The sequence below is a fragment of the Pseudomonas sp. rhizo66 genome, from assembly GCF_031931925.1.
GTDB lineage: Bacteria > Pseudomonadota > Gammaproteobacteria > Pseudomonadales > Pseudomonadaceae > Aquipseudomonas.
Genome location: NZ_JAUJWZ010000005.1, coordinates 156,116 through 179,240, shown reverse-complemented (window position 1 = coordinate 179,240; position 23,125 = coordinate 156,116). Strand labels below are relative to the sequence as shown.

The window sequence follows — 23,125 nt, the reverse complement described above, 5'->3', positions numbered from 1 at the left end:
CGTATCACGCAACAGAGACGGCGACTGACACTACGCCATCGCGAGCAGGCTCACTCCTACAAGGTTCGGTGTCGGCCCAGATTCAGTGCACTTCTTCCAGGTCGTCATGCAGCAGCCCGAAAATCTGCCGTTTCATGTCGATGAACGAGCGCTCCATGACCATGTCCAGTGAGCGCGGACGCTCGATCGGCACATCGAGAATCTGTTTGATACGCCCCGGTTTGGCGCCCATCACGTAGACACGGTCGCCGAGCAGAATCGCTTCGTCGATGTCATGGGTGACGAACAACACGGTCTTCTTGCTGTTGCCCCAGACCCGCAACAACAACTGCTGCATCTGCAGACGCGTCTGGCTGTCGAGCGCGCCGAACGGTTCGTCCATCAGCAGAATCTGCGGGTCATTGGCCAGTGCTCGGGCAATCGCCACACGCTGCATCATCCCGCCCGACAGCTGCTTGGCGTAGTTGTCGGCGAACCCGGCGAGGCCGACTTCGTTGACGTAGTAATCGACAATCTCCTTGCGCCGCGCCGCCGGCATGCCCCGGCGCTTGAGGCCGAACTCGACGTTCTGCCGCACGGTCAGCCACGGGAACAGTGTGTAGCTCTGAAAGACCATGCCACGATCCGCGCCGGGGCCTTGCACTTGCTGACCACCGACGTAGATCTCGCCGGAGGTTGGCTCAGCCAGCCCGGCAGTCAGGTACAACAGGCTCGACTTGCCACAGCCCGATGGCCCGACCAGCACAGCAAACTGCTGATCCGGCACTTCGAATGACACTTCCTCCAGCGCCGTAAACGTGCCGCCATCAGGTTTCTTGTAACGCAGGCTGACCTTGTCCACCTGCAAGCGCGGCGCGGCGTGCGCCGGGGTCGCAACAGGTTCGATAAAACGATGATTGGCAGCAGTCACTGAGCCCATGCGGCAACCCTCAAGCGGAGAAAACGGAACAGTTGATCGGTGATCAGACCGAGCAGGCCGATGATCGCGATAGCGAGGAAAATCACGTCGACCTGAAAACCGCGCATGGCCTTCAGGCTCAGGTAACCCAAACCGCTGGACGCAGCGACCAGTTCAGCCACCACCAGATAGGTCCAGGCCCAGCCCATGGTGACCCGCAATGTGTCGAGCACACCGGGCACCGAGGCTGGGGCGATCACGTGCAACACCGCGTCGCGGCGGTTGGAACCCAGGGTGTAAGAAGCGTTGATCAAGTCCTTGGAAATCCCCTTCGACACGTCAGCGATCATCACCAGTTGCTGGAAGAACACGCCGAAAATGATCACCGAAACGCGCTGCTCCAGACCGATACCGATCCACAAAATGAACAGCGGCACGAACGAGGTTACCGGCAAGTAACGAATGAAGTTCACCAGCGGTTCAAGGAATGCCTGGACGATGCGAAAGCTGCCCATCAGAAACCCCAACGGCACCGCCACCAGCGACGAAACAATGAAGCCGACCATCACCACTTCGACACTGGCCCACACATGCGTGCCGAGGGTGCCATCACGGCCCAGGCGCACGGCGGCTTCAACCACCGCGCCTGGCGTCGGCAAGAACATCCCCGGCACGATGCCGCCATAAGAAAGCCAGGCCCACAGGCCGACCAACAACACCCAGGCCAGACCGCTGGCACTCCACACCACGTGCACCGGCAATGCGGTTTTCGGTGTGAGGCTGCGGCTCAGCCATGAATTGCGCTTGAACATGGCAAAACTCCTAGCGCGGGCTGACGAAACGGTTGTCGACCAGCTCGTCGTTGCTGACGTTGTAAGGCTTGCCCTGCAATTCGCTGGCGGTTTCGTTGGCCAGTTTGATCAGCGCGGCGCTGTCGCCCGGTTTGCCCGGCGAGCCGAGAAGTTTCTCGCTCATGGCTTGATCGTAGAAACGCACGCCTTGCGCGGCGGCGGCCAGTTCCTTCGGATCGGACAGGTAACCGCCGACACCTTTGGCCATGATTTTGTAAGCGTCTTGCGGATGATCCTTGGTGTACTGCACGGCTTTGTACAAACCGGCGACCAGCGCCTTGACGTCTTCCGGTTGCTTCTCGATCACGCTGCAATTGAGCGCGACCACATCGACGATCACGCCGGGGGTGCTGCTGCTGTCGATCAGCACTTTGCCCTGCTGCTTGTCGCGCACCATCGACAGGTGCGGTTCCCAGGTCACGGCAGCGGGCACGCGACCGGCGATGAACGCGGTGGCGGCATCATCAGCGGTCATGTTCTGCACGGTGATGTCGCTCATCTTCATGCCGTGCTTTTTCAGCAAATAGGAGAGCCAGAACTGCGAGGTCGAACCTTCGTTGACGGCCACGGATTTGCCCTTGAGCTCTTGCAGGCTTTTCACATCCTTGCCGACCAGCACGCCATCGCCGCCATGGCTGTCATCCAGCGCCGCGACTGCTTTGAAGCAGAACTGCGGGCGGTATTTGAGCACTTCATCAATGGTCGACGCCGAGCCGGACAGTTGCCCGGACGCCTGCGCGGCCATGTACATCGACGCCTCTTCAACCACCGGCAATTCGACGGTCAGGCCGTTTTCCTTGAAGTAGCCCAGGTCCTGAGCCAGATAGAGAGTGCCGTAGCCGACCCACGTGGTGTGGCCGATGGACAAGGTGCCGGCCTGGGCGCTGGTCGCGACCGTGACAGCCAGGGCAGTGATTGCCAGAGGATGAGTGAGACGAATACACAAGGACTTGATCATGGAGCACTCCCGACGCTGTTGATTTAGTTTTGTCATGGGCAGTACGGTCACCGGCCGTTGTGCAGTTGCTGCCGTTGGTCTCTCACGGACACTTGGGCGGACAACATTCGGCTGGCGGGCAAGACCGATGGTGGCCCATGTGCGCGGTGAGGAAAATCAGGAAATTGTTGGCTGCAAATGATGAAAAAACTGGGTAGTGCGCACTGCTAAAGGGCGGGGATTGCGGGGGTGCGCGAGGTGGGTGCAAATTGTGGATTTTCGGCGACTGGGAGAATGCTATCGCTGGCAAGCCAGCTCCCACAGGGATCGTGGGTGTGCTCTAGATTTGCGTACACCACTAAAACCTGTGGGAGCTGGCTTGCCAGCGATGGCGCCGCGTCAGTCGACATTTTCGCTGCTGACCCACCGCTTTCGCGAGCAGGCTCGCTCCCACAGGGGATCTGCCGTGCGACTTAGATCCAGTGTGGGAGCTGGCCTGCCAGCGATAAGGGCGACACGGTATCAGCGCAACTGGAACCAGGTGGTTTTCAGCTGGGTATATTTGTCGAACGAGTGCAGCGACAGATCCCGGCCAAATCCCGATTGCTTGCCACCGCCAAAAGGCACCGTCACATCCAGCGCGTCCACCGTATTGACCGACACCGTACCCGCGCGCAACTGCCGCGCCACACGATGCGCACGGTTGAGGTCATCGGTCCACAACGACGCGGCCAGTCCATACACGCTGTCATTGGCCAGCCGTATGGCCTGCGCTTCATCATCGAACGGCAGCACCGCCAGCACTGGCCCAAACACCTCTTCGCGAAACAGCGGCATGTCCGCGGTGACGCCGGTGAAAATCGTCGGCTCAATGAAATTATCCGAGCCGTTGAAGCGCCGCTGCTGGCCGCCACAAACCCGCGTCGCCCCCGCCTGCCCGGCACTGCGAATAAAGCGCATGATGCTCGCCGTCTGCTTGTGGTCGACGATGGCGCCAGCGCTGCTCTGCGGATCCAGCGGATCCCCCGGCAGCCAACGCTCGGCCTGCACTTTCAACCGCTCGACAAACTCATCATGAATCGAACGCTGGACCAGCAAACGCGAGTTGGCCGAGCAGACTTCACCCTGATTGAAGAAAATTCCGAATGCAGCTTTTTCCGCCGCCAGATCGAGATCCTGACAATCGGCGAACACCAGATTGGCGCTCTTGCCGCCGCACTCCAGCCACACCTGCTTGAGGTTCGATTGCGCGGAATACTCCATGAAATATTTGCCGACCTGAGTCGAACCGGTGAACACCAGACAATCGATATCCGCGTGCAACCCCAACGCCTTGCCGGTCTGCTCGCCAAGCCCCGGCAACACGTTGAGCACACCCGCTGGCAGCCCTGCTTCCAGCGCCAGCTCAGCCAGACGCAACGCCGAAAACGGTGACTGCTCGGCCGGTTTGAGGATCACCGAATTACCCGCTGCCAGCGCCGGCGCAAGCTTCCACGCCGCCATGTCCAAGGGGAAATTCCACGGCACCACAGCGGCCACCACCCCCAGAGCTTCACGGGTAATCGTCGCCAGCACATTCGGTGCACTGGGTGCGACCTGATCGTAAAGTTTGTCGATAGCTTCGGCGTACCAGCGGAACACCCCGGCGGCGCCCGGGACATCGATGTTGTAGGCGTCCATTACCGGTTTGCCCATGTTCAGCGAATCAAGCAGCGCCAGTTCTTCGCGATGGCTCATCAGCAGATCAGCCAGACGCAGCAGCACTTGCTTGCGCTCGGCAGGCGCGCGTTGCGACCAGATGCCCGACTCGAACACCTGACGTGAATTGCGCACCGCCGCGTCGACATCGTCTTCGCCACACGCCGCGACATTGGCCAGACACTCGCCAGTCGCCGGGTTGATCGCGGCAAACGTCTGCCCCGATTGCGCGGAGCAATGCTTGCCATCGATCATGGCCTGGTCGGGAAATTTCAATGCAACGGCGCGGCGCTGCCACTCTGCAAGCTCGAACACGACGGATGCTCCTGGAGGTTATTGTCCATCGATGGTCGCTCAGCCTCGCGGGGGCTAAAAATAGTAAAAATGTCTTCGCAGGCAATAAAAACACTGGGCAATGACTTCCCCCAAATGCTGCGCAGGTGGCTATGGTTGAGGGATAAGAACATCGTCGCGCAACGGACGTGGCGGCGCACAAATTGCTTGGAAGTCGAGTCCGCTCGTCCTGAGGTTTGCCGTGGCCGCCTACAATTTGCGTCAGTTGAAATACTTCATCACTACCGTCGAATGCGGCAGCGTCGCCGAGGCCTCGCGCAAGCTGTACATCGCGCAACCGGCGATCTCCACCGCGATCAAGGCGCTGGAAGACAGCTTCGCCGTGCAACTGCTGATCCGCCATCACGCGCAAGGGGTTTCCCTTACGCCGAGCGGTGCACGCTTTCTGCGCAAGGCGCAGGAACTGCTGCGCATGGCCAAGGAGTTCGAGCAGAACGCCCTCGCCGACAATGACGTGGTCGCCGGGCAGATCGATATCGGCTGTTTCGAAACGGTTGCGCCGTTGTACTTGCCCCAGTTGATCGCGGGGTTCTCGGCGCTGTATCCGGGGGTGCAAATCCGCATCCGCGACGGCGAGCAGCAAGAGCTGGTGCAAGGCCTGACCTCGGGGGCGTTCGATCTGGTGATTCTGTACGAACACGAGCTCGATGCGACCATCCAGACCGAACCGCTGATGCCGGCGCAACGGCCGTATGCGCTGTTGCCGGCGGATCATCGTTTTGCCCAGTACAAGCAGGTTTCGCTGCGCGATCTGTGTCTGGATCCGATGATCCTGCTCGATGTGCAGCCGAGCCGGACCTATTTTGTCAGCCTCTTCGAAGAGCTTGGATTAACGCCGCGCATCGAGTTCAGCTCGCCGTCGATCGAGATGGTGCGCGGGATGGTCGGCCAGGGTTTCGGTTTTTCGATTCTGGTGACCAAACCGCATTCGGAATGCACGTACGACGGCAAGAAAGTCGTGTGCGTGGATATCGTCGAAGATGTCACCGGTTCAGGGCTGGTGGCGGCGTGGCTCAAGCGCGGGCAACTGACCAAACCGGCGCAGTTGTTCGCCGATTATTGCCGCGAACAACTGACCGCCCAGACCGCTCACATTCCTGGGGGAATATAACCGGGGACAAACCTGACGTTGAGGCACTTGCCATGCAGGAGCCGCCCGTCTTCGATCAGGAACTGCGCAATCTTCTTTTGTTGGTTGATCTTCGCCTGCAATTTGCAATCGGAACTGTGCCCGACCTGTTGGTAATACTCGGTGTACACCATGCCATTGCCGGTATGGTTCATCGAGGTGCCGGCCGCTTCGGTGGTTGTCCAGCTCGCGGACTTGTACCAGGTCAGCACCGCCAAGGGTTCGCCGTTCGGGGCGATTTCCTTTTGCATCGAATCGGGCGTGCCGAACAAGTCCAGCGCTTCCTGCATATCACGCCCTTCCCAGCGGCTTTGCGCAATAGCGGAACAGCCAGTCAAGAGCAAGGCGGCCAACAGAGCGGCCAACAATAAGCGTATGTAAGTCATTGGCTGTCCCGGCTTATTTTTTCAGTTCGAGCAGACTGTCGATGTTGTCCATCATCTGGCTCTTTTCCTGAATCGGTGCGAGTTTGAAGAACATCTGCTGCAGCATCTCGATCATCTGCAGGTATTCCATCTTGCCCACGGCGGCCATGTCGTTTTTTGCTCGACTGCCCGGCGCACAGACAAACTTCAGCGCTTGCTGTACCCAGAACTCTTTCGGGGTCTGCCATTGATTGGCAACTTTCAGATGGCGCAGGGTGTAAGCCAGACGCTCGACGGATTGGCCATTGATAAAGCGCACCTTGCCCGTAGAGCACTGGGCTTCGAGGTTGTACACGTCGATCATTGGTTTGCCCGGCTCTTCATAAACCAGCGTAACCGCCACCATGGTCGCGCCTTTGGTTTTTTCAGAAGGCACTACCGACGTGGCATCGGCGACATACATGATGTTTTTTTGGGCCACGCCATTGCCGTAGATAATCCACCAGTCGCCTACAGGGTTGGGCTCTTCGGCATTTGCCGAATTGAAGGCGAACAGCAGCGCAGCCGACAAGAAGATCAACTTCTTGAACTTGAAGAAAGATGACATGAGCAGTTCCGTTCCTTGGGTACACGTTGCCAGGCAGCAACTTGTTATTGTTCGGGCCGCCACTTTAGGAGGCGGCTCGGACAGGGGCAATTAGGGCGGATGGGCTAATGGCGCGCTGCCATTGCTGCTCAAGTGCCCCGAGGTTTTGCCCGTGCTGTGGCTTCGGCGACCAAGGGATCGTCCGGCCAGTAATGCTTCGGATACCGCCCCTTCAGATCCTTCTTCACCTCGGCATAAGTGCTGCGCCAGAAATTGGCCAGATCCTGCGTCACCTGCACCGGCCGCCGTGCTGGCGACAGCAGGTGCAACTTGACCACCTGTCGCCCGCCGGCAATTCGCGGCGTATCGGCGAGCCCGAACAACTCTTGCAAACGCACCGCGAGAATCGGCGGAAACTCGCTGTAATCCAGGCGAATCGACGACCCCGACGGCACACTCAGATGATGCGGCGCCAGCTCATCGAGCTTTTGCGGCAACGGCCACGGCAGCAGATTACGGACGATGCTCGACAGATCCAGATTGGCAAAATGACTGAGTCGCGAGACCTTGCCCAGATAAGGCATCAGCCAGTCTTCAAGGGTATCGAGCAACGTCGCATCGCTGACATCCGGCCATTGGCTGTCGTCCTGAGTGCTGAGATCCAACTGGCGCAACAGCGCCACGCGCGCCTGCCACTGGCGCAGCTCCGGCGTCCACGGCAACAACTCCAGCCCTTTGCGTCGCACCAGGTTGACCAGCGCCTGACTGCGCGCATTTTCATCAAGACCGGTCAACGGTTCACGGCTGAGAATCAGCTCGCCGACCTTGCGCTGGCGCTCGGCGCGCAATACGCCTTCGCGTTCGTCCCAGTCGAGTTGATCAACGTTGCGCACCTGTTCGGCGAGCACCGAATCGAACAGCGCCGGATCGAAATCCGCCGCCAGATAAATCCGTTCTTCGCGCTGGCCCTGACGGCTGCCGAGGTCGGCGATGACGATCCACGGCTCTTTCATCAGGCTGTCGGCTTCGGCGAACAGCGCCGCGCGACCGTTGGCCAGACGATATTCGGCGCCACCGGCACGCCGCTGTTGCGCGACACGATCCGGGTAGGCCAGCGCCAGCAAGGCGCCGAGCCAGCGCGGATGATCAGGATCGCTGACCGGCTCGCTCGGCTTGCCACGCAGGTAACCGCGATATTGCCGCGCCAGTTGCTTGGCCCGCTGCACCCCGCTCTGCGCACCACGAGCCGCGCGCTCTTCGCCGGAAAGCAGCGCCAATCGACTGTGCAAATCCGCCCCGGCACCGCGCAAGATATCGCGCTCGCCCAGCAGCGCAGCAACATCGCAGGCCATGTGCGCCAGACCCAACGCCTGCCCGCGCAGGAGCAAATGCCCGATGCGCGGATGCGCTGGCAACTCAGCCATGGCCTGACCGTGGGAAGTCAGCGTTTCCCCTTCCAGCGCACCGAGCCGCTGCAACAACTCCTGCGCCTGGGCATAAGCGGCCGCAGGCGGAACATCGAGCCAGACCAGTTCGCCCGGCGTCACACCCCAGCGGCCCAGTTGCAACGCAAGACTGGCGAGATCCGCCGACAGAATTTCCGCACTGCCGTAAGCGGCCAATTGCTCGTGCTGATCCTGCGACCACAAGCGATAACAAACGCCCGGTTCCAGACGCCCTGCCCGACCTGCGCGCTGCGTAGCACTGGCCTTGGAAATGCGCTGGGTATCGAGGCGCGTCATGCCGCTGCCGGGATCGAAACGCGGCACCCGCGCCAGCCCGGCATCGATGACTACGCGCACGCCGTCGATGGTCAGACTGGTCTCGGCAATGTTGGTCGCCAGCACCACTTTGCGCTGGCCGGTCGGCGCCGGGTCGATGGCGGCACGCTGGGCGTTGAGGTCCAGTTCGCCGTGCAATGGACACAGCAACACATCACTGCGCTCACCGATGGCGTCGGCCAGTTGTTGATGGACGCGACGGATTTCCGCCTGCCCCGGCAGGAACACCAACAGGCTGCCACTTTCATCGTGCAGCGCTTCGAGCACGGTTTGCGTGACGCGCTGATCGATGTATTCGCCAGGCTGAAACGGCCGGCCCCAGCGCATCGTCACCGGGTACATGCGCCCTTCGCTGCGCAGGATTGGTGCATCATCCAGCAGCCCGGCCAGACGTTCGCCTTCCAGCGTGGCGGACATCAGCAAAATCTTCAGCGGCTGTTCAGCTCGGAATAGCTCGCGACCGTTCAGACTTAACGCCAGCGCCAGATCGGCGTCGAGGCTCCGTTCGTGGAATTCGTCGAAAATCAGCAGGCCCACGCCTTCCAGCGCCGGGTCATCCTGCAAGCGGCGGGTGAGAATGCCTTCGGTGACCACTTCGATACGTGTGTTGGGGCCGACCTTGCTGTCGAGACGAATGCGATAACCGACGGTTTCACCGACCTTCTCGCCCAACTCACTGGCGAGACGTTCTGCGGCTGCACGCGCGGCGAGACGGCGCGGCTCAAGCATCAGAATGGTCTGCCCGGCCAGCCACGCTTCATTGAGCAAGGCCAACGGCACACGGGTGGTTTTACCGGCGCCGGGCGGTGCTTCGAGCACGGCTTCGTGGCGTGTTGCGAGGGCTTCACGCAGGGCGGGTAAAACGTCATCGATTGGCAAAGAAATCATGCTGGCTCCAAAACAGAGGCGCGAGTATAACGGCGAACTGCCAGGCGTTCGTCAGGGTCTTAACTTCACAAGACGAAGCTTCGTTATCAGATGACTCAGGAGATTTTTCCATGCGCTTACCTTTTCGCCTGATCGGCGGTGTACTGGTCGCCACCCTGCTCACGCAGATCACCGCGTGCGGTTCGATTTTCTACCCGGACCGGCGCGGTCAAATCGACGGCAAGATCGACCCGGCGATTGCCGTGCTCGATGCCGTGGGCCTGCTGTTCTACGTGATTCCCGGGCTGATCGCGTTTGCCGTCGACTTCGCCACCGGCGCGATCTATTTCGAACCGGGCCACACGGCGCAGATCGACCCGGCCAAACTCAAACAAGCCATCGGCCCGGACGGTCAGGTCGATAATCACAAGTTGCAGGCTATTCTCGAAAGCGAGTTGGGCCGAGACTTCCCTCTCGACGATCCGCGCCTGATTCAACACAAGGGCAGCACTCAACAACTGGCGATGTTCGGCCTGCAACCCGCCGCTTAAAAAGGACGTTCAATGACATCCAGCCCCGAACACGCCCGCCTGCTCAGGCTGGCAACCCGCGCCTCGGTAGCGGTGGCGTGCACACTGATCATCGCCAAAGCCATCGCCTGGTGGCTCAGCGGTTCGGTGAGCATGCTCGCCGGCCTCACCGACTCGGCGCTGGATGGTGTTACTTCGATGCTCAATCTGCTGGCGGTGCATTACGCGCTGCGCCCGGCCGATGACGATCACCGCTATGGTCACGGCAAGGCAGAATCGCTGGCGGGCATGGCGCAGGCGCTGTTCATTGGCGGCAGTGCAGTGTTGATCGCGTTTCAGGCCTATGAACGCATCCAGCAGCCGGAACCGCTTGGCGCGCCATGGATCAGCATTGGCGTGATCATTTTCTCATTGCTGCTGACGGTGGCCTTGCTGATGCTGCAGCATCGAGTGATCAAGCAGACCGGTTCCAACGCCGTGCGTGCCGACTCACTGCATTACCGATCCGATCTGTTACTCAACGGCAGTATTCTGCTGGCGCTGGTGTTGGCCGGGTTCGGCTGGCATCAACTGGATGCCTGGTTCGGACTCGGCATTGCCGCCTACATTCTGTGGAGTGCGATCCAGATCGCCCGGGAGAGTTTTTCGGTGCTGATGGATGAGGAACTGCCAACGGATGTCAGTCAGCACATGCTCGAACTGGCCTGCAGTGTGCCGGGGGTGTTGGGCGCGCATGACCTGCGTACGCGGATCTCCGGTAACCACTGGTTTGTGCAGTTGCACCTGGAATTGCCGGGGGAATTGACCTTGTCAGTGGCGCACGGCATCAGCGACCAAGCCGCCGATGCCATTCACAAGGCCTACCCGCGAGCCGAAGTGCTGGTGCACGCCGACCCGATAAAAGCAGCTACAAGCCGCGAGCCGCAAGCTTCAAGCTTGTAGCTCGCCGCTGCTCTTACTGGACCTGATAACCGCGACTGCTCAGGCAATTGCCCTGCGCCTGGCGGTACGCCTGCACCACTTCAGGCGCAGGCTGGTAGGTTGCGGTGCGCGGGTCGAAACCGCTTTGCTGCACCGCGTACTGATAGCACTGGTAACCGTCCTGCTGTACTTGCTCCGGTGACTGGCCGTTGGCCGGATAGGCTTCGACGTCATAGCCCTGGGATTGCGGCTGCGGCTGCACCGGCGGTTCGACGACCACGTAATCCTGCGTCGCTTCCTGATAGGCGTAGTAGGCACCGGCGGCGAGGAACAACAGCGAACCCCCGATCCAGACTTCACGGGCGTAGTCCGGCAAATACTGGATGCGAATCCCGCGTGGTGGCTGCACGACGATGTAGCGCGGGCCTTGCGGGCGATACCAATAGCCGCCGGAATAGAAGTAATCCTGACCGCGATACGGCACGCGGTAGTCACGATCCGGGAAGCGATCGATCACATGCCCCGGCCGATATTGCGGGCCTGGGCCCCAACCGTTGCCGTGCCCGTCCGGGCGTCCCGGCCAGCGATTGTCGTTGGGCCGATTGTTGGTCTGCCATTGCTGGTTGTGATAACCGTTTTGCGGACGCTCGTCGCGGTAGTAGCCCTGACGGGGTTCCTGAGTCTGACGCACTGCATCGGGCCGTGGCTGGATCGGCAGGCTATTGGCCGGCAATTGTGGCGGCGGTGGCGGCTGGCGTACCGGGTTGGGGTTGTAAGCCGGACGACTCTGATCGTGGTTTTGCCACTGACCATTGTTGTTGTGCGGCTGACCGTTGTGTTCGAACTGGCGGCTGTTGTCGCCACGAATGATTTCGTTGTTCTGCGGACGCGGCTGATTGTTGCCGCCATGGCTCTGATTATTGCCCTGATGGTCCTGGCCGTGGCCACCGCCATCCGGTCCACGATTCTGCGGTTCATCGGCAAGTGTCTGCACACTGACACTGACACACAACAAACCAACACCGGCCAGACGCCAGATGTGCGAATTCATGCTCTTCCTCACTGCGGGGGCCTGTAAATGCAAGACAACTTGTAACTAAGACTGGGAAGATCCACCTCCAGTTCTGCAACAGGTTATCAGTCACGCAACTTATTTATTGAGCGTCCGGCATGAAATCGCAGGCAAGAAAAAAGGGAGACCCGTCGGCCTCCCTTCTAGAGAACTTCGTCCTGGCTCGACGCTTTTGACGTCGGCTCACCTCACGCCGTCTTCTGGACAGTGTGCAGCTCGGGGGCCGGCACAACCCCGGTGGGGGCGGCGACCGCGGCGGGCCTGATAGGGCGGGCCGCTGTGGACTGTGTTACCGAGCAGTGATTCTGGTGATAAGAATAAGCCTGAGCCCGCGACAGAGGATTGCGAAGATTGCTGAAATAAACACCACTTGCGCAATTTTTAACCCTGGATAGATAATCTGCCGCAATAGTTACAACCAAGGACAGATTGATGAGCAAACTCGACCGTTACGACCTGAGTATTTTGGCGGAATTGCAGCGCGACGCCCGCATCTCCAACCAGGAGCTGGCCGAGCGCATCGGTCTGTCGCCCTCCCCTTGCTCGCGCCGGGTCAAGCAACTGGAAGACGACGGGTACATCTCGCGCCAGGTGGCATTGCTCGATCGCAAGATGCTCGGGCTGAGCCTGACCGCGTATGTGCTGATCGGCATGGACCGGCACACGCCGGAGCGTTTCGAGAATTTTGAGGCGGCGATTCGTACGTTGCCGCAGGTGCTGGAGTGCAGTCTGGTGACGGGGGTGGATGCTGACTATCAGTTGAAAGTGGTGGTGCCGGACATGGATCACTATCAGAAGCTGTTGCTGGGGCATTTGACCCGGATTGAAGGCGTGACCAGTGTGCGCTCAAGCTTCGTACTGAATCAGGTGCTCAACAGCACTGAACTGCCCTTGACCCACCTGCGCAACTGATCAAAAGCCCCTCACCCCAGCCCTCTCCCGGAGGGAGAGGGGGCCGATCGAGAGATGCTCTCGAAGTACGCCGACCTGAAAATGCTGCTGTGAATCCATAATCGACTCGATTTTTCAGGTCGATGTATGACGCCAGACGCCTCGGTCAGTCCCCTCTCCCTCTGGGAGAGGGTTAGGGTGAGGGCCAGTCGTCAGATCAGACCCAGATCAATGCCACCCCACACACCTTGGCGTATACTCGCCGCGCCCTTTTAGCCGCGCCCGTGCCGGAGAGTCCCAATGGATCCAGCAGTATTCGAAGAGTGGATGATGACTGGCCTGGTCAGCATCCTGATCATTTTCATGGGTTTCATCGTCTGGGATCTGGCGAAGAAGTCCAAGGCCGGGCGCTTTGGCTCGTTCATTCTGTTCTTCGTGCTGGGCCTGGGCGTGGCCGCGTTCATCATCAAGAGTGTGGTGATCGGCCTGATCGAATCCGGCGCTTTATAAGCGCGCAGGCACTTCCTTCCACTGGCCCTGATCGAGCCCTTCAAGCGTCCAGTCGCCAATCCTGACCCGCACCAGGCGCAACGTCGGCAACCCGACCGCCGCGGTCATGCGCCGTACCTGACGGTTGCGCCCTTCTCGAATCACCAGTTCCAGCCATGAAGTCGGTATGGTCGCACGAAAGCGTACCGGCGGATTGCGCGGCCACAACTGGGGTTCATCCAGTTGCCGCGCTTCGGCGGGCAAAGTCATGCCGTCATTCAAATCGACGCCATCACGCAGACGTTGCAACTGCTCGGCCGTCGGCACGCCTTCGACCTGCACCCAATAGGTCTTCGCCAGTTTGTGTTTCGGATCGGCGATACGCGCCTGCAACTGGCCGTCGTTGGTCAGCAACAACAAACCTTCACTGTCGCGATCCAGGCGTCCGGCCGGATAGATGCCCGGCACATCGATGAAATCCTTGAGCGTCGCCCGCCCTTCTCCGTCGCTGAATTGCGTCAGCACATCGAACGGTTTGTTGAACAGGATCAGCTTCGGCTCGGCCGGTGGTGCCTTGGCAACACGGCGTGGGGAAGAAGACTGCGGCTTCACGCCTGGGCGGCGGGAAGGGGGACGCGGGGGACGGGACATGGCGAAAAGAACATCTAACGGTCGGGGCTGACAATGCTAGTGCCCCGACCGCCAAATGACCACGACTAAGCGTTAACGGAACGGCGGTTCGTCGAAACTGCGCAGTTTGCGCGAGTGCAGCGAGTTGAGTTCGGTGCGCAGCAGATCCACCGCTTCGATGCCGATCTTCAAGTGCTGGCTGACCGCCCGCTCATAGAAGGCATTGGCCGAACCCGGCAGTTTGATTTCGCTGTGCAGCGGTTTATCCGAAACGCAAAGCAACGTGCCGTACGGCACCCGCAGACGATAACCCTGTGCGGCAATCGTGCCGCTTTCCATGTCTACCGCGACAGCGCGGGACAGGTTGATCAACGGCCGCTCCTGCGCCCAACGCAATTCCCAGTTACGGTCGTCGTAGGTCAGTACGGTGCCGGTGCGCAGGCGTTTTTTCAGGTCATCGCCCTTCTCGCCGGTGACATTCGCCGCGGCTTGCTGCAACGCCATTTGCACTTCGGCCAGGGCCGGGATCGGAATGTTTGGCGGCACCACGCGATCGAGAATGCCGTCGCGACGCATGTAAGCGTGAGCCAGCACGTAGTCGCCGATGGTCTGCGACTGACGCAGGCCGCCGCAGTGGCCGATCATCAGCCAGCAATGCGGGCGCAGCACCGCCAAGTGGTCGGTGATGTTCTTGGCATTGGACGGGCCGACGCCGATGTTGACCAGCGTCACGCCGTGGCCATCGCTGGCGATCAGGTGATAGGCCGGCATCTGGTAGCGGTGCCAGACCACACCGGCAGCAATCGCCGAGGCTTCGCCATGATCCATGCCCTTCTCGATGATCACGTTGCCCGGCAAGACCATGCGCACGAAACGCGGGTCTTTGCGCAACTGCTCCAGGCCATGGACGATGAACTGGTCGACGTAGCGGTGATAGTTGGTCAGCAGAATCCACGGCTGCACATGGCGCCAGTCGCTGCCGGTGTAATGCACCAGACGGCGCAGCGAGAAATCCACGCGCGCCGCATCGAACAGCGCCAGCGGCAGCGGATCGGTGTTTTCCCAGTCGTAGAGGCCGTCGGCGATGCCATCGGTTGCGGCGGACAGATCGGTACTCGGGAACACCCGCGCCAGCACGGCAGCGGTGACACCGGAACCGGCCAGTTCATCGCCCTGCTCGACCACATACGGATACGGAATGTTTTGCTGGCTGACGCCGACTTCCACGGTCACGGTGAAGTCGTGCATCAACGGGGTCAGTTGTTCGAGCAGGTATTTGCGGAACGCCGCCGGGTGGGTGACGGTGACGCTGTACGTGCCCGGCAGTTGCACCTTGGCGTAAGCGCGGGTGGTCTGCGGGACTTCGCCCTGGCAGTGATAGGTCAGACGCAGTTCGGGATAACGAAACAGAGCACGCTGCGCAGCGTCGGGTTCGACGCGATCCTTGAGGTAACGCTTGAGCGCCGAGTTCAGCGCAGTGGTGGCCCGCTCATGCAGCTCGGCCAGACGGTCCACGGCTTGTTCGGCGGTTTGAACGACAATAAACGCTTCGGTCACGATCAGCTTCCTGTGTTCTGACTTGCAGAGCTTCATCTTGCCTGCATCGTGGCGTCACGGGAACAGTGGCGTTGTAGCTACAGCCAAATCTTTCAGACAACTCGAATCCCTGTGAGAGCTGGCTTGCCAGCGATGAGGCCGTCACATTCAACATCGATGTTGAATGACTGACCGCCATCGCTGGCAAGCCAGCTCCCACAGGGTTTTGTGGCGTTGGGGATTTTGTGTGATTAGAAGCCTTGTGGGGTCGAGCGGGCGACGAGGGCTTCGACGTCCAGCCCACGCGGCAATGCGCCGTAGACTCGGCCGCCACCGCTCAGACGGCTCGCAATGAACGCATCACTGACGGCTGAATTCCCCGCCTCCAACAGAAGCTTGGCCTGCAAACCGAGCGCAATGTCTTCGGTCAGTTGCCGCGCCCGATACTGAATATCACTGGTGTCCTTGAATTGCGCCTGCAACTGCTGAATATGCGCGGCCAGGCGTTGGTCGCCATGCCCGTCACCGAGTTCGCTGAACAACACGTCCAGCACGCCCGGCTCTTTCGACAACGCCCGCAGCACGTCGAGGCACTGCACATTCCCCGAACCTTCCCACGTCGAATTCACCGGTGCCTCGCGATACAAGCGCGGCAGAATGCTGTCCTCGACATATCCGGCGCCGCCCATGCATTCCGCCGCTTCGTTGATCATCCCCGGCGCACGCTTGCAGATCCAGTATTTGCCCACCGCCGTCACCAACCGCGCAAATTGCGCTTCGTGGCGATCATCCAGATGATCCAGCGCCTTGCCCATGCGCAAACTCAGCGCCAGCGCGGCTTCGCTTTCCAGGGCCAGATCGGCCAGTACGTTTTGCATCAGCGGCTGCTCGCTGAGCAGTTTGCCGCCGACCTTACGGTGTGCGCAGTGGTGGCTGGCCTGGGTCAGCGCCTGACGCATCAGCGCACTGGAGCCGACCATGCAATCAAAACGGGTCATCGCCACCATCTCGATAATGGTCGGCACGCCTCGCCCTTCTTCACCGACCATCCACGCCAGCGCACCACGGAACTCCACTTCGCTGGAGGCGTTGGATTGGTTGCCGAGTTTGTTTTTCAGGCGCTGGATGTAGAACTGATTGCGCGTGTCATCCGGGCGATGGCGTGGCAGCAGGAAGCAGCTCAAGCCCTTGTCGGTCTGCGCCAGCGTAAGGAAGGCATCGCACATCGGTGCCGAGCAGAACCACTTGTGCCCGACCAGTTCATACGCCTCGCCCGGGCCACTGGCGCCGACCGGGTAAGCCTTGGTGGTGTTGGCGCGCACGTCGGTGCCACCCTGTTTTTCGGTCATGGCCATACCGATGGTCACGCCGGCCTTGTGCGCCATGCCGACATTGCGCGGGTCGTATTCGCTGGCGAGGACTTTCGGTAGCCATTGCTCAGCGATATTCGCCTGCAAACGCAGAGCCGGCACACTGGCGAAGGTCATGGTCAACGGACAACCGCTGCCGGCTTCGGCCTGGCTGTGCAGATAGCTCATCGAGGCTCGCGCGACATGCGCGCCGTCCTGTGGATGAGTCCACGGCATCGACGTCAGACCATGCTCGATCGCCGTGCGCATCAACTGGTGATACGCCGGGTGAAACTCCACCAGATCAATGCGATGGCCGTAGCGATCGTGGCTGGCAAACACCGGTTTGTTTTGATTGGCGAGGAACCCGGCTTCCATCAACGGCCCACCAGCGAGTGCACCGTAGGCATCGATCCGCGACTCCGCCCACCCGGCACCAAAGCGCCGCGACCACTCCTGCAACGGCAGGTCGATGCGGTACAGGTTGGTGCCGTCCAGCGACGGTGGCTGGTTAGTGACTTCGTGGGTTTCGGCGAACTGATGCAGGTTCATGACGGTACTCCTTGGTCATCCAGAAGGTCAGTTAAGCACCGCCCCAGGATCGATCAAAGTGTCATATCCGCCGAACTGGCGGCGCTTTTACCCTATCAGCAGCACAGCACCCGCCGCTCCAGCGCGGACTGCAACTCTTCGAATTTCACCGGTTTGTTCAAGTAATCGACAGGCGCGCCAAGTGTGCAAAGTTCCCGCTCAGCGGTCAGCGCGAGCATAAACACCGGCAAATTCGCGCAGCCCGGCAATGCATGAATCTGGCAGCACAGCGCTGCGCCCTCCTGAGCAGGTAGCTGGCAATCGATGAGCACTGCATCGAAGGTTTCACGCTGCAAACAATCCAGTGCCGCCACGCCACTGTCGGCGGTGCGCACGCGAAAGCCGAGCTTGAGCAACATCCCGCGCATCACCAGTTGGTTGACGCTGTTGTCGTCCACCAGCAGCACTGTGCAGTCCTGCGCCGCACGTACGCAATCGTGCGAAGGCGCGGCGATCGGTGCAGATTCAACCGCCGGCAGTTCAAACTCGACGTCCAGTTGAAAACGGCTGCCACGCCCGGGTTCGGAGCGATGAGTAAGCTTGCCACCAAGCAGCTCGACCAACTGTCGGCAGATCGCCAGCCCCACGCCCAGGCCGCCGTATTCGCGGGTCATCGAACCGTCGAGCTGGAAGAAGCGCTGGTACATCGTCGCCTCGCCCAGATCGGTAAAACCGATGCCGGTGTCGATCACTGCAAATGACAACGCCAGACGATTGTCCGTCGATGGTTTGCCAGTCACGCGCAGCGCCAGCCCACCGACGCGAGTGAACTTGATCGCGTTGTCCAGCAGGCATTCCAGGCATTGCGCCAGTTTGGCGCTGTCGCCGTGCAGGCGATCCGGCAGGGTCGGCAGCACCTCGACCTTGAAGTCCAGCGACTTGCTCGCCGCGTTGCCGTCGAACTGCACTCGCAACGCCTCGACCACCGCACGCAGGCTGAAGCTGCCCGGCGAGGCCTTGAGCTTGCCGGCCTGCAATTCGGTGAGGGTGAGGATGCCGTTGACCATGCGCATCATGTCCCGCGCGGAACCGGCGGCGGTCTGCTGGTATTGCTCGAGTTCCGGATCCAGCTCGACGGTCTGCATCAGTTCCAGCGAACCGATCACACCGTTCATCGGCGTGCGCAGTTCGTGGGTCAGGGTCGCGAGGAATTCATCCTTGAGCTTGTTGCTGTGCGCCAGTTGCTGGTTGAGCACTTCGAGTTTCTGCCCGGCGTCGTACAAGGTCTGCGCCTGTTGCTCACGCATTGCATTGATGCGGTCGGCCAGTGCCAGCGACAGCAGCGCGACTTCGATGGCCGAGCCGATCTGGCTGGCGTACATGGTCAGGAACACGTTCGGCAGCAGGCCGAGCACCATCAGCGTGTTGACGATGCCGCCGAGCAGAAATGCCGACCAGGCAATGATGAAATAACGCGCCACCCGCAAGCCGCGCCACCAGGCCAGAATCCCGGCGGCGAAAATCACCACGGTGAAGGTCAGCGCCAGTATCGTCGCCAGGCGCAGCGACAACGCGTAACTGGTCATCAGCGACAAGCCAACCACCAGCGCGCCGAACGCGATCAGTGCAATCAGCAAGCGATCGAGCCAGCGGCTGTGGTGTTTGGTCTGCAGGAAGCTACGAGCGAACTGACTGCCGAACAAGCCCGCGCAACCGATGAAGAACGGCGTGGCCGCGTTGGCCCACCACGGATTGTCCGGCCAGAAATACTCCACCGCCGCGCCATTCACCGACAACTGATAAAGGCCGAACGAAGCGATATAGAAGATGTAATAGAGGTAACTGGTGTCACGCACGCTCAGGTAGATGAACAGGTTGTAGACCAGCATCCCGAGCAGCACGCCATAAATGATGCCGAGCACATACAGGCGCACCGGCTGATCTTCGAGGTACGCCGTGCTCGACCACAACGTTACCGGTGCCTGAATCGAGCCTTCGCTGGCCAGTCGCAGGTACACGGTTTGCTGTTGATCGGGTTTGAATGAAAGGTCGAACAAATAGTTGTTCTGGCGGATCTCGCGACTGGCGAACGGCAAGGCATCGCCGGTCTGCCGGACGAGACGGTAGTCGCCACTGGCGTCAGGCAGATAGAGGTCGAGATGATCGAGCGGTGGATACGCCAGCTCCAGCAGCCAGGTGCGCTGGGCGGCGGAATTGCTCGGACGGTAATGCAGGTCGATCTTCAGCCAGAACGCCGAGCGCGAGTAACCGGCATTGAGCGTGGCTTTATCGTGGGCTTTGAAATGACCGGCAGCGGCCTGCGCGCGAACATCGGCAATGCTCGCCTGACCGCTCGGGTCTTCGAACACTTGCAGCGACCGGCCCAGAGGGAGGCTCTGGGTAAATTCGTCGAATTCGACGGCGCTCGCCATGAGGGGCAAGCAGAACAACAACATCAGCAAATAGCGCATTGAAGCCCCAGCGTGGCTCGTCCGGTTGTGTCAGGAAGCCCCCCCATTCCCTTTGAGTAGACGTAAAACCGGTATTACCTGTTATTGGTTTGGATCCAGACTAGCATAGCCGTTGATGGCCATTGAGCACCATCGAAATTTTTCCTACAAAGGCTCTAGAACGGGCGTTTCAGAGCAAAGCAGCGGGCTAGAGCTGTTGAGTTGGTCAAGAAGATCAAAAGATCGCAGCCTGCGGCAGCTCCTACATGGAAACGCGATCCTTGCAGAAGCTGGCGCAGGCTGCGATCTTTTGATCTTGCGCTACCGCCCACACCCGAAAATCAGCTTTGGTGGTAAGCTCGCGCACCATGAATATCTACAGCTCCCGCCCCGTTGTCCTCTGTCTCTCCGGCCACGACCCCAGTGGTGGCGCCGGCCTGCAGGCAGATATCGAAGCCTTGCTCGCGCAGGGTTGCCATGCGGCTCCGGCCGTCACCGCCCTGACCGTGCAAGACACCGTCAACGTCACTGACTTCCGCGTCCTCGACCGTGAGTGGGTACTGGCCCAGGCCAATGCCGTGCTCAACGACTCCGAAGTCGCGGCGGTCAAACTGGGCATGCTCGGTTCGCTGGAAATGGTCGACACCGTTGTCGAACTGCTTTCGGCGCACCCGCACTTGCCGGTGGTCTGCGACCCGGTGCTGCGCGCCGGTGGCGGCGGACGCCTGGGCAAGGACGAGGTCGGCTATGCAATGCGCGAGCGCCTGCTGCCGCTGTCGATCATTGCCACCCCCAACCTTCCCGAAGCGCGCATCCTCGCCGAACTGCCGGAAGGCACCGCCGACGAGTGCGCTGAAAAACTCCTGCCGTTCGTCAAGAACCTGCTGATCACCGGCGGCCACGGCGACGAAACTGAAATCCATAATCGCGTGTACAGCCGCGATGGTCTGCGTGAAACCTTTATCTGCCAGCGTCTGCCGGGCAGCTATCACGGCTCCGGCTGCACATTGGCCAGCGCTTTGGCCGGTCGTCTGGCTCAGGGCGAACATCTGGCCAGCGCTGTACGCAGTGCACTGGATTACACTTGGCGAACCCTGCGCGATGCCGAACAACTGGGCAAAGGCCAGTTCGTCCCGCGTCGTCTGCCGCTGGATTTTTGCTCGTAACGTCGTGAGGTCTGCCTGATGAAACTACGTGGCCTGTATGCCATTACCGACAGCACACTGCTGGCGGGCAAGTTTCTGTCGTACGTGGAGGCGGCGCTGGAAGGCGGCGTCACCCTGCTGCAATACCGCGACAAGAGCAGTGACGAGGCCCGTCGTCTGCGCGAGGCCGAAGCGTTGCGCAATTTGTGCGAGCGCTACAAGACGCAGCTGATCATCAACGATGATGCCGAACTGGCCGCGCGCCTCAACGTCGGCGTGCACTTGGGCCAGACCGACGGCCCACTATCGCCGACCCGCGCGCTGCTCGGTTCCAAAGCCATCATCGGTTCGACCTGCCACGCGCAAATCGCGCTGGCCGAACAAGCGGCCAAAGAGGGCGCGAGCTATGTCGCCTTCGGTCGCTTCTTCAACTCCAACACCAAGCCTGGCGCGCCGACCTGCAGCCTCGACCTGCTCGACGAGGCCAAACGTACGCTGCACCTGCCGATCTGCGCGATTGGCGGCATCACCCTCGACAACGCCGCGCCGCTGGTGGCCCGTGGGGTCGACCTGCTCGCTGTGGTTCACGGCCTGTTCGGCGCCGAAAACACCGCTGAAGTGACCCGCCGCGCCCGCGCGTTCAACGAATTACTGAAAATCTGATTTGAGAGCCCGATCATGTCTCGTTCCGAAACGCTGTTTGCCAATGCCCAGAAACACATTCCCGGAGGCGTGAACTCGCCGGTTCGCGCGTTCAAGAGCGTGGGCGGCACGCCGCTGTTCTTCAAGCACGCCGAAGGCGCTTACGTCACTGACGAAGACGACAAGCGTTATGTCGATTACGTCGGCTCGTGGGGGCCGATGATCCTCGGTCACAGCCACCCGGACGTGCTCGACGCGGTGCGCAATCAGCTGCAACACGGCTTGTCGTACGGCGCGCCGACCGCGATGGAAACCGAGATGGCCGATCTGGTCTGCTCGCTGGTGCCGTCGATGGACATGGTGCGCATGGTCAGCTCCGGCACCGAAGCAACCATGAGTGCGATCCGTCTGGCCCGTGGTTACACCGGCCGCGACAGCATCATCAAGTTCGAAGGCTGCTACCACGGTCACTCCGACAGCCTGCTGGTCAAGGCCGGTTCCGGCGCATTGACCCAAGGCGTGCCAAGCTCGGCCGGTGTGCCGGCAGCATTCGCCAAACACACCCTGACCCTGCCGTTCAACGACATCGACGCTGTGGAAAAGATGCTCGCTGAAGTCGGCCAGGAAGTGGCCTGCATCATCGTTGAGCCGGTGGCCGGCAACATGAACTGCGTACCTCCGGCGCCAGGCTTCCTCGAAGGTTTGCGTTCGCTGTGCGACAAGCATGGTGTGGTGCTGATTTTCGACGAAGTGATGACCGGTTTCCGCGTCGCCCTCGGCGGTGCTCAGGCGTACTACGGGGTCAATCCTGACCTGACCACGTTCGGCAAGATCATCGGCGGCGGCATGCCGGTGGGCTGCTTCGGCGGCAAGCGTGAAATCATGCAGCGCATCGCGCCGCTGGGCCCGGTGTATCAGGCCGGCACGCTGTCGGGTAACCCGTTGGCCATGGCCGCCGGTTTGACCACCCTGCGTCTGATCAGCCGTCCGGGTTTCCACGCCGAGCTGACCGACTACACCACGCGTCTGCTCGACGGTCTGCAACAGCGCGCTGATGCGGCTGGCATTCCGTTCGTGACCACTCAGGCAGGCGGCATGTTCGGTCTGTACTTCAGCGGCGCCGATGACATCGTCACCTTTGAAGACGTGATGGCCAGCGACGCGGCCCTGTTCGGTCGTTTCTTCCACCTGATGCTGGAAGGTGGCGTGTACCTGGCACCAAGCGCCTTCGAAGCCGGTTTCACTTCGATTGCCCACGGTGAAGCCGAGTTGCAACTGACCCTGGACGCTGCCGAGCGCGCCTTCGCCGCATTGAAATAATCGTCGCACCGCTGACGTTGGCTATCGCCAGCGTCAGCTTTCACCTACACCCACGCCGTTTTTCCCACCCTGCTGCTAAAAATCTCCCCTAAAGCGGGCGATATATTCCCCGCGCAGCAGAAAAACGAGTAAAGACTTTGTAAGGTTGGCCCT

The 23,125-nt window shown here is 60.7% G+C and carries 20 protein-coding genes; 8 read left to right on the top strand and 12 right to left on the bottom strand.

What is annotated here, in order from left to right:
• Nucleotides 1-82: 82 nt before the first annotated feature.
• The 4 genes from QZR14_RS08155 to QZR14_RS08140 all read right to left on the bottom strand — a co-directional run bounded on the left by QZR14_RS08155 (nucleotide 83) and on the right by QZR14_RS08140 (nucleotide 4,699).
• Nucleotides 83-919, bottom strand: coding sequence for an ABC transporter ATP-binding protein (locus QZR14_RS08155; RefSeq protein WP_250607860.1), 837 nt, complete (start codon nucleotides 917-919; stop codon nucleotides 83-85).
• Nucleotides 907-1,710: an ABC transporter permease gene (locus QZR14_RS08150; protein ID WP_311996292.1), complete on the bottom strand. Its 804-nt coding sequence runs from the start codon at nucleotides 1,708-1,710 to the stop codon at nucleotides 907-909. The genes QZR14_RS08155 and QZR14_RS08150 overlap by 13 nt, the downstream gene beginning before the upstream one ends.
• 10 nt (nucleotides 1,711-1,720) lie before the next feature.
• Nucleotides 1,721-2,707 carry an ABC transporter substrate-binding protein gene (locus tag QZR14_RS08145; protein WP_250607858.1) on the bottom strand — a complete coding sequence of 329 codons (987 nt, stop codon included), beginning with the start codon at nucleotides 2,705-2,707 and terminating at the stop codon, nucleotides 1,721-1,723.
• Between the two features lie 501 nt (nucleotides 2,708-3,208).
• On the bottom strand, nucleotides 3,209-4,699 hold the full coding sequence (locus QZR14_RS08140) for an aldehyde dehydrogenase (protein ID WP_311996291.1): 1,491 nt from the start codon (nucleotides 4,697-4,699) through the stop codon (nucleotides 3,209-3,211).
• A 220-nt stretch (nucleotides 4,700-4,919) separates the two neighbouring features.
• Here QZR14_RS08140 and QZR14_RS08135 point away from each other — a divergent pair, with 220 nt between their 5' ends.
• Nucleotides 4,920-5,849: a LysR substrate-binding domain-containing protein gene (locus QZR14_RS08135; RefSeq protein ID WP_250607854.1), complete on the top strand. Its 930-nt coding sequence runs from the start codon at nucleotides 4,920-4,922 to the stop codon at nucleotides 5,847-5,849.
• On the opposite strand, the gene QZR14_RS08130 is transcribed toward QZR14_RS08135, so the two are convergent.
• The 3 genes from QZR14_RS08130 to hrpB all read right to left on the bottom strand — a co-directional run bounded on the left by QZR14_RS08130 (nucleotide 5,828) and on the right by hrpB (nucleotide 9,487).
• Nucleotides 5,828-6,253 (bottom strand): hypothetical protein, encoded by a 426-nt coding sequence (locus QZR14_RS08130; RefSeq protein ID WP_250607852.1) that lies wholly within the window; start codon nucleotides 6,251-6,253, stop codon nucleotides 5,828-5,830. The genes QZR14_RS08135 and QZR14_RS08130 overlap by 22 nt on opposite strands.
• A 13-nt stretch (nucleotides 6,254-6,266) precedes the next feature.
• Nucleotides 6,267-6,839, bottom strand: coding sequence for a hypothetical protein (locus tag QZR14_RS08125; protein WP_311996290.1), 573 nt, complete (start codon nucleotides 6,837-6,839; stop codon nucleotides 6,267-6,269).
• Between the two features lie 128 nt (nucleotides 6,840-6,967).
• The gene (hrpB, locus tag QZR14_RS08120; protein ID WP_311996289.1) at nucleotides 6,968-9,487 is read right to left on the bottom strand and encodes an ATP-dependent helicase HrpB; all 2,520 of its coding nucleotides are present in this window, start codon (nucleotides 9,485-9,487) and stop codon (nucleotides 6,968-6,970) included.
• Between the two features lie 110 nt (nucleotides 9,488-9,597).
• On the opposite strand from hrpB, the gene QZR14_RS08115 reads away from it, so the two are divergent.
• On the top strand, nucleotides 9,598-10,017 hold the full coding sequence (locus tag QZR14_RS08115) for a hypothetical protein (RefSeq protein ID WP_007909665.1): 420 nt from the start codon (nucleotides 9,598-9,600) through the stop codon (nucleotides 10,015-10,017).
• Between the two features lie 12 nt (nucleotides 10,018-10,029).
• A complete protein-coding gene (locus QZR14_RS08110; protein WP_250607810.1) occupies nucleotides 10,030-10,938 on the top strand; it encodes a cation diffusion facilitator family transporter in 909 nt (302 codons plus the stop codon).
• Nucleotides 10,939-10,951: 13 nt separating this feature from the next.
• Here the strand turns inward: QZR14_RS08110 and QZR14_RS08105 are convergent, their stop codons facing one another.
• Nucleotides 10,952-11,968, bottom strand: a complete 1,017-nt coding sequence (locus QZR14_RS08105) for a DUF6515 family protein (protein ID WP_311996288.1) — start codon at nucleotides 11,966-11,968, stop codon at nucleotides 10,952-10,954.
• Between the two features lie 453 nt (nucleotides 11,969-12,421).
• Here QZR14_RS08105 and QZR14_RS08100 point away from each other — a divergent pair, with 453 nt between their 5' ends.
• Both QZR14_RS08100 and QZR14_RS08095 read left to right on the top strand, forming a co-directional pair.
• Nucleotides 12,422-12,901 carry an Lrp/AsnC family transcriptional regulator gene (locus QZR14_RS08100; protein ID WP_008081091.1) on the top strand — a complete coding sequence of 160 codons (480 nt, stop codon included), beginning with the start codon at nucleotides 12,422-12,424 and terminating at the stop codon, nucleotides 12,899-12,901.
• Nucleotides 12,902-13,180: 279 nt separating this feature from the next.
• Entirely contained in the window at nucleotides 13,181-13,390 is a 210-nt protein-coding gene (locus QZR14_RS08095; RefSeq protein ID WP_003228500.1) for a DUF2788 domain-containing protein, read from the top strand.
• Here the strand turns inward: QZR14_RS08095 and QZR14_RS08090 are convergent.
• From QZR14_RS08090 to QZR14_RS08075, 4 genes are all read right to left on the bottom strand, one after another.
• On the bottom strand, nucleotides 13,385-14,020 hold the full coding sequence (locus tag QZR14_RS08090) for a pseudouridine synthase (RefSeq protein ID WP_311996287.1): 636 nt from the start codon (nucleotides 14,018-14,020) through the stop codon (nucleotides 13,385-13,387). The genes QZR14_RS08095 and QZR14_RS08090 overlap by 6 nt on opposite strands.
• Nucleotides 14,021-14,092: 72 nt before the next feature.
• Nucleotides 14,093-15,592 (bottom strand): AMP nucleosidase, encoded by a 1,500-nt coding sequence (amn, locus tag QZR14_RS08085; protein WP_250607803.1) that lies wholly within the window; start codon nucleotides 15,590-15,592, stop codon nucleotides 14,093-14,095.
• 194 nt (nucleotides 15,593-15,786) lie between these two features.
• Nucleotides 15,787-17,436 carry an acyl-CoA dehydrogenase family protein gene (locus tag QZR14_RS08080; protein WP_311996286.1) on the bottom strand — a complete coding sequence of 550 codons (1,650 nt, stop codon included), beginning with the start codon at nucleotides 17,434-17,436 and terminating at the stop codon, nucleotides 15,787-15,789.
• 95 nt (nucleotides 17,437-17,531) lie between these two features.
• Nucleotides 17,532-19,886, bottom strand: a complete 2,355-nt coding sequence (locus QZR14_RS08075) for a 7TM diverse intracellular signaling domain-containing protein (RefSeq protein WP_311996285.1) — start codon at nucleotides 19,884-19,886, stop codon at nucleotides 17,532-17,534.
• 347 nt (nucleotides 19,887-20,233) lie between these two features.
• Here QZR14_RS08075 and QZR14_RS08070 point away from each other — a divergent pair, with 347 nt between their 5' ends.
• From QZR14_RS08070 to hemL, 3 genes are read left to right on the top strand one after another with little or no spacing between them, the layout of a single operon-like run.
• On the top strand, nucleotides 20,234-21,031 hold the full coding sequence (locus tag QZR14_RS08070; RefSeq protein WP_007909650.1) for a hydroxymethylpyrimidine/phosphomethylpyrimidine kinase: 798 nt from the start codon (nucleotides 20,234-20,236) through the stop codon (nucleotides 21,029-21,031).
• Nucleotides 21,032-21,049: 18 nt separating this feature from the next.
• Complete coding sequence (gene thiE, locus QZR14_RS08065; protein WP_250607797.1) at nucleotides 21,050-21,673, top strand: thiamine phosphate synthase; 624 nt, start codon at nucleotides 21,050-21,052, stop codon at nucleotides 21,671-21,673.
• A 15-nt stretch (nucleotides 21,674-21,688) separates the two neighbouring features.
• The gene (gene hemL, locus QZR14_RS08060; RefSeq protein WP_250607795.1) at nucleotides 21,689-22,972 is read left to right on the top strand and encodes a glutamate-1-semialdehyde 2,1-aminomutase; all 1,284 of its coding nucleotides are present in this window, start codon (nucleotides 21,689-21,691) and stop codon (nucleotides 22,970-22,972) included.
• Nucleotides 22,973-23,125: the final 153 nt, after the last annotated feature.

Coding starts and splice junctions, on each gene's coding strand:
- QZR14_RS08080 (WP_311996286.1), bottom strand. CDS start 17,436: ATGAACCTGCATCAGTTCGCCGAAACCCACGAAGTCACTAACCAGCCA.
- hemL (WP_250607795.1), top strand. CDS start 21,689: ATGTCTCGTTCCGAAACGCTGTTTGCCAATGCCCAGAAACACATTCCC.
- QZR14_RS08090 (WP_311996287.1), bottom strand. CDS start 14,020: ATGTCCCGTCCCCCGCGTCCCCCTTCCCGCCGCCCAGGCGTGAAGCCG.
- QZR14_RS08130 (WP_250607852.1), bottom strand. CDS start 6,253: ATGACTTACATACGCTTATTGTTGGCCGCTCTGTTGGCCGCCTTGCTC.
- amn (WP_250607803.1), bottom strand. CDS start 15,592: ATGAAGCTCTGCAAGTCAGAACACAGGAAGCTGATCGTGACCGAAGCG.
- QZR14_RS08125 (WP_311996290.1), bottom strand. CDS start 6,839: ATGTCATCTTTCTTCAAGTTCAAGAAGTTGATCTTCTTGTCGGCTGCG.
- QZR14_RS08145 (WP_250607858.1), bottom strand. CDS start 2,707: ATGATCAAGTCCTTGTGTATTCGTCTCACTCATCCTCTGGCAATCACT.
- QZR14_RS08150 (WP_311996292.1), bottom strand. CDS start 1,710: ATGTTCAAGCGCAATTCATGGCTGAGCCGCAGCCTCACACCGAAAACC.
- QZR14_RS08155 (WP_250607860.1), bottom strand. CDS start 919: ATGGGCTCAGTGACTGCTGCCAATCATCGTTTTATCGAACCTGTTGCG.
- QZR14_RS08105 (WP_311996288.1), bottom strand. CDS start 11,968: ATGAATTCGCACATCTGGCGTCTGGCCGGTGTTGGTTTGTTGTGTGTC.
- QZR14_RS08070 (WP_007909650.1), top strand. CDS start 20,234: ATGAATATCTACAGCTCCCGCCCCGTTGTCCTCTGTCTCTCCGGCCAC.
- QZR14_RS08095 (WP_003228500.1), top strand. CDS start 13,181: ATGGATCCAGCAGTATTCGAAGAGTGGATGATGACTGGCCTGGTCAGC.
- hrpB (WP_311996289.1), bottom strand. CDS start 9,487: ATGATTTCTTTGCCAATCGATGACGTTTTACCCGCCCTGCGTGAAGCC.
- thiE (WP_250607797.1), top strand. CDS start 21,050: ATGAAACTACGTGGCCTGTATGCCATTACCGACAGCACACTGCTGGCG.
- QZR14_RS08075 (WP_311996285.1), bottom strand. CDS start 19,886: ATGCGCTATTTGCTGATGTTGTTGTTCTGCTTGCCCCTCATGGCGAGC.
- QZR14_RS08100 (WP_008081091.1), top strand. CDS start 12,422: ATGAGCAAACTCGACCGTTACGACCTGAGTATTTTGGCGGAATTGCAG.
- QZR14_RS08110 (WP_250607810.1), top strand. CDS start 10,030: ATGACATCCAGCCCCGAACACGCCCGCCTGCTCAGGCTGGCAACCCGC.
- QZR14_RS08115 (WP_007909665.1), top strand. CDS start 9,598: ATGCGCTTACCTTTTCGCCTGATCGGCGGTGTACTGGTCGCCACCCTG.